The following is a 3,313-nucleotide window of genomic DNA, read 5'->3' on the forward strand; positions in this document are numbered from 1 at the left end:
CACCGTAATGTCCATGCCCCACGACTCGCCCGCCTTGTCGAAGTCGATTTCGGGGAAAATGATGTGCTCCTTGATGCCGAGCGAATAGTTGCCGCGGCCATCGAAGCTCTTCGGATTGAGACCGCGGAAGTCGCGCACGCGGGGCAACGCAACGGTCACCAGACGGTCGATGAATTCGTACATCTTGACCTTGCGCAGCGTGACCTTGCAGCCGATCGGCTGGTTCTCACGAAGCTTGTAGGTCGCAATCGCGATGCGCGAATAGGTCACGACCGCCTTCTGGCCCGCGATCAGCGACAGGTCGGCCGCGGCCATCTCCGCCTTCTTGCGGTCGTTGACGGCCTCGCCGATGCCCATGTTGAGCACGACCTTGTCCAGCCGCGGCACCTGCATCATGTTGGCGTAGCCGAACTGTTCAGTCAGCTTGCCGCGAACGCTCTTGTCATATTCCGCGCGCAGGCGTGGGGTGTATGAGGTCTCAGCCATCGATCTCTGCTCCCGAGCGTTTGGCGACACGAACCTTGGTGCCATCCGCCTGAATCTTGAAACCTACGCGAGTCGGCTTGCCGTCCTTGCCGACGATCGCGATGTTGGACAGGTGGATCGGCGCCTCTTTCGAGATGATGCCGCCCTCCTGGTTCTGGGTTTGCTTCTGGTGGCGCTTGACGAGATTGACGCCGCGCACCAGCGCCTTGCTATCGTCGGGGCGCACCTCGAACACCTCGCCGGTGCGGCCCTTGTCGCGGCCCGACAGCACGATGACCTTGTCGCCTTTCCGGATCTTGGCAGCCATCACAGCACCTCCGGGGCGAGCGAGATGATCTTCATGTGGTTCTTGGCGCGCAGTTCGCGCGGCACGGGCCCGAAGATACGGGTGCCGACCGGCTCGGCCTGGTTGTTGATCAACACGGCGGCGTTGCGGTCGAAGCGGATGACGGAGCCGTCGGGACGGCGGATGTCCTTGCGGACCCGCACCACCACGGCCTTCATCACGTCGCCCTTCTTCACCTTGCCGCGCGGAATCGCTTCCTTGATCGACACGACAATGATGTCGCCCACGGTGGCGTAACGGCGCTTGGAGCCCCCGAGCACCTTGATACACATGACACGGCGTGCGCCTGAATTGTCGGCCACGTCGAGGTTGGTCTGCATCTGAATCATTGATGCACCTCGTCCTCTCATCTAGCTTGCGCAAAGTTGCGCTTAAAAATTTCAAGTTGACCGGATCGGCCGAAGCCGAACCGGCCTTAGGCCGTCTTCTGATGTTCGCCCCGGACCACGGTCCAGCGCTTCAACTTCGAGATCGGCTTGCTTTCCTCGATCCACACGGTGTCGCCCGGCTTGAACTGGCTGTTCTCATCGTGCGCGTGATAGTTCTTCGAACGACGGATCGTCTTCTTGTAGATCGGATGGGTGAAGCGGCGATCGACGCGCACCACCACCGTCTTGGTCTGCTTGTCGCTGACGACCACGCCTTGAAGCGTACGTTTCGGCATTGGTCTACCCTCTACTTCTTCTTCGCGCGAGCTTGCGCGGCTACCGTCTTGATGCGGGCGATGTCGCGGCGGGCCTCACGCAGACGCGAGGTATTCTCGAGCTGCCCGGTGGCGCGCTGAAAGCGCAAGTTGAAGCGCTCCTTCTTCAGATTGACCACGGCGTCGTCCATCTGATCGGGGCTCATCGCGCGTATATCGGCAGTTTTCATCTGGGCCATGACCGTCTTCCCTACTCCGCAATGCGCGCGACGAAGCGCGTCTTGATCGGCAGTTTGGCGGCGGCGAGCGAAAGCGCTTCCTTCGCGGTCTGCACCGTCACGCCGTCAATCTCGAACAGGACGCGGCCCGGCTTGACCCGCGCCACCCACAATTCGGGCGTACCCTTGCCGGAACCCATGCGAACTTCGGCGGGCTTCTTCGACACCGGAACGTCCGGGAATACGCGGATCCAGACCCGGCCGGCGCGCTTCATGTGACGGGTCAGGGCGCGGCGGGCGGCCTCGATCTGACGCGCGGTGACGCGCTCGGGCGCCATCGCCTTCAGGCCGTACTGACCGAACGACAACGTCGCGCCCGAAGTCGCGGTGCCGTGGATGCGGCCCTTATGCGCCTTCCGGAACTTCGTTTTCTTTGGTTGCATCATGGCGTTAAGCCCTCAAACCTTCTCTATTTTCTCAGGCCGCAGCCGAATCGCGGCGGGGCGGCCGTCCGCTATCACCCTCGGCCATCTTCTTGTCCTGGGCCATCGGGTCGTGCTCGAGGATCTCACCCTTGAAGATCCAGACCTTGACGCCGCAGGTACCGAACGTCGTGAACGCGGTCGCGACGCCATAGTCGATGTCGGCTCGCAGCGTATGCAACGGCACGCGGCCTTCGCGGTACCACTCCATGCGCGCGATTTCGGCGCCGCCCAGGCGGCCCGAGCAGTTGATGCGGATGCCTTCGGCGCCCAGACGCATCGCCGATTGCACGGCGCGCTTCATGGCGCGGCGGAACGCGACGCGGCGCTCGAGCTGCTGCGCGATCGATTCGGCGACCAAGGTGGCATCAAGTTCGGGCTTGCGGATTTCGACGATGTTGATGACGACGTCGGAAGCCGTGATATCGGCAACCCGCTTGCGCAGCTTGTCGATGTCGGCGCCCTTCTTGCCGATCACCACGCCCGGACGCGCCGAGTGGATCGTCACACGGCACTTCTTGTGCGGTCGCTCGATCACGATCTTGGCGACAGCCGCCTGCTTGAGTTCCTTGTGCAGGATCTCGCGGATCTTGACATCCTCGTGCAGCAGCTTGCCGTACTCGTTCTTGCCGGCGAACCAACGGGAATCCCAGGTACGGTTGATACCGAGGCGGAGCCCAATTGGATTGATCTTCTGACCCATCGTATTCTCCCGCGCCCTTAAGCGCTCGCCTCGACCTGACGAACCACGATCGTCAATTGCGAGAACGGTTTGAAAACCCGACCCGAACGGCCACGGCCGCGCGGGGCAAAACGCTTCATCACGATGCCGTTGCCAACATGCGCCTCGGCGACCACGAGATCGTCGACGTCGAGGTCATGATTGTTCTCGGCGTTGGCAATCGCCGATTCCAGACACTTCTTGACGTCGACCGCGATCCGCTTGCGCGAGAACTGCAGGTCCGCAAGCGCCGCCGCAGCCTTCCTGCCACGGATCAATTGCGCGACAAGATTGAGCTTCTGCGGGCTCACCCGTAGCATCCGGGCGACCGCCTTGGCCTCATTGTCCTCAAGGGCGCGTTGGCGCTTTGGTTTGCTCATCGCTTAATCCTCAAGCCTTCTTGGCTTTCTTGTCGCC

General features: G+C 62.1%; 8 protein-coding genes. All 8 read right to left on the minus strand.

The features are described 5' to 3' along the window. Positions 1 to 486, minus strand: a 486-nt coding sequence (rplE, locus tag WB528_RS21560; protein WP_423890501.1) for a 50S ribosomal protein L5, incomplete at its 3' end; no start/stop codon positions are given. Continuing rightward, entirely contained in the window at positions 479 to 793 is a 315-nt protein-coding gene (rplX, locus tag WB528_RS21565) for a 50S ribosomal protein L24 (RefSeq protein WP_423890503.1), read from the minus strand. The genes rplX and rplE, both read right to left, overlap by 8 nt. Further along, positions 793 to 1,161: a 50S ribosomal protein L14 gene (rplN, locus tag WB528_RS21570; RefSeq protein WP_072823614.1), complete on the minus strand. Its 369-nt coding sequence runs from the start codon at positions 1,159 to 1,161 to the stop codon at positions 793 to 795. The genes rplX and rplN overlap by 1 nt, the downstream gene beginning before the upstream one ends. An 86-nt stretch (positions 1,162 to 1,247) precedes the next feature. Continuing rightward, entirely contained in the window at positions 1,248 to 1,496 is a 249-nt protein-coding gene (gene rpsQ / locus WB528_RS21575; RefSeq protein WP_422257193.1) for a 30S ribosomal protein S17, read from the minus strand. An 11-nt stretch (positions 1,497 to 1,507) separates the two neighbouring features. Then, positions 1,508 to 1,714 (minus strand): 50S ribosomal protein L29, encoded by a 207-nt coding sequence (gene rpmC / locus WB528_RS21580; RefSeq protein WP_423890504.1) that lies wholly within the window; start codon positions 1,712 to 1,714, stop codon positions 1,508 to 1,510. Between the two features lie 11 nt (positions 1,715 to 1,725). Further along, positions 1,726 to 2,139 (minus strand): 50S ribosomal protein L16, encoded by a 414-nt coding sequence (rplP, locus tag WB528_RS21585; protein ID WP_072823608.1) that lies wholly within the window; start codon positions 2,137 to 2,139, stop codon positions 1,726 to 1,728. A gap of 31 nt (positions 2,140 to 2,170) precedes the next feature. Further along, entirely contained in the window at positions 2,171 to 2,878 is a 708-nt protein-coding gene (gene rpsC, locus WB528_RS21590; RefSeq protein WP_422257198.1) for a 30S ribosomal protein S3, read from the minus strand. Between the two features lie 17 nt (positions 2,879 to 2,895). Beyond that, positions 2,896 to 3,276 (minus strand): 50S ribosomal protein L22, encoded by a 381-nt coding sequence (gene rplV, locus WB528_RS21595; RefSeq protein ID WP_423890505.1) that lies wholly within the window; start codon positions 3,274 to 3,276, stop codon positions 2,896 to 2,898. Between the last annotated feature and the right edge of the window lie 37 nt (positions 3,277 to 3,313).

This window comes from Bradyrhizobium sp. (assembly GCF_049586575.1).
Lineage (GTDB): Bacteria > Pseudomonadota > Alphaproteobacteria > Rhizobiales > Xanthobacteraceae > Bradyrhizobium.